Source organism: Mucilaginibacter sp. P4_G9 (genome assembly GCF_056400985.1).
This window is the reverse complement of the sequence record NZ_JBFUKF010000722.1, coordinates 1-1,511: the sequence shown is the minus strand read 5'-3', so window position 1 is coordinate 1,511 and position 1,511 is coordinate 1. Positions and strand designations below refer to the sequence as shown.

The 1,511-nt window shown below is 40.1% G+C and carries 2 protein-coding genes; both read right to left on the bottom strand.

The genetic code is table 11. The features are described from left to right. The coding region (locus AC1DPZ_RS27065; RefSeq protein WP_477409352.1) for an ABC transporter permease at positions 1-532 on the bottom strand (532 nt) is incomplete at its 3' end. Positions 533-773: 241 nt separating this feature from the next. Further along, a partial coding sequence (locus AC1DPZ_RS27060) for an ABC transporter permease (protein WP_477409350.1) occupies positions 774-1,511 on the bottom strand: 738 nt, incomplete at its 5' end.

Sequence of the window (1,511 nt, the reverse complement as noted above, 5' to 3'; positions counted from 1 at the left end):
GGCTAATTACCCGGCCAACAACATCATCTGTACCAAAATATTTTTGAGCCAGCTTATGGGTAATAACTGCATTGTCGGGGTCATTAAAAGCAGTTTTGGGGCTGCCGCCAAGCCATTTATAATCAAGCATATTAAACCAATGCTTATCAGTAAGGCCAACATTTTCCTTTTCATAAAACAACGTCTTCCCCGCACCATCCTTTTGCGGCACCGAGATGGTAAACGATCGTTTTTGAACAAGTATTGCCGCGTCCTTTATCTGCGGCAGCTCGGCTTTGATAGCACGCACTAAAACCATTGGCGCGCCGCGTTCATAAAGCGTGCTGCCATCCTCAAGGTGCACCTGTTCTACGATTTTATAAAGCGATTTTTTGTTATGATGATAGGCATCAAAACTTAGGTGATAGGTAATAAACTGGAATAAAATAATACTACAGGCTATTCCCAGTCCTAAGCCAAATACATTGATCAGCGTATAAAACTTATGTTTCCACAAGTTGCGCCATGCTATTTTGAAGTAGTTTTTGATCATAATATTTACTTTATACGATGATAGCTAAAACTCTTTAAATGAGAAGTTAAAATGTGTTAAAAGGCTAAAGGCTAAAGGCTAAAGGCTAAAGGCTAAAGGCTAAAGGCTAAAGGCTAAAGGCTAAAGGCTAAAGGCTAAAGGCTAAAGGCTAAAGGCTAAAGGCTAAAGGCTAAAAAGAAAGCTTGCGCTTTCTTTTTAGATAATTATAGCTTTTTGCTTTGAGCCTTAGGCTTTTTGTTTATTACTCGCTTCTCAAACTTTTTACCGGGTTAGCCACTGCCGCTTTTACGGTTTGGAAACTTAAAGTGAACAAGGCGGCCAACAACATACCTGCTCCACTTGCCACAAAGATCCACCAGCTGATAGATGTACGATCAGCAAAGTTTTCCATCCATTTATTCATAGCGTACCAGGCAGCCGGAGTTACTATTACAAAAGCCAGTACAATTAATAATATCAGCTCGGTTGAAAGCAATCTTACTATTTGCGCTACAGATGCGCCAAGCACCTTGCGCACCCCTATTTCTTTAGTACGCAAACTGGTGGTATACATGGCCAAACCTAATAAACCTAAACAACTGATAAAGATTGATAAGCCGGTTGCCCAGGTAAGTAATGTGGAGGTATGCTGTTCCTGTTCGTAAAATTTGGCGATATCGGCGTCAAAAAAGTGATACTCAAAATCATCTTCAGGGTATAATTGTTTCCAGGCAATTTGCATGCTGCTGATGGCTTTCTTCCAATCATTTCCTCCTTCTGTTTGTGATTTTAAGGCTATGTGAAAAGTGCGGTTTCCAAACCTGTTCCCCGGTATCAAAATAGTTAGGGGTTTAATAGGAGAATGTAACGATTTCTGATAAAAATCTGCGGCGACTCCAACAATTTCAATTTTCTGTTTGTCGTGGTCCAGAATTTTACCGATAGCGTCGGCCGGATTTTTAAAGCCTAATATCTTTGCATAGGTATTGTTAATAATAAG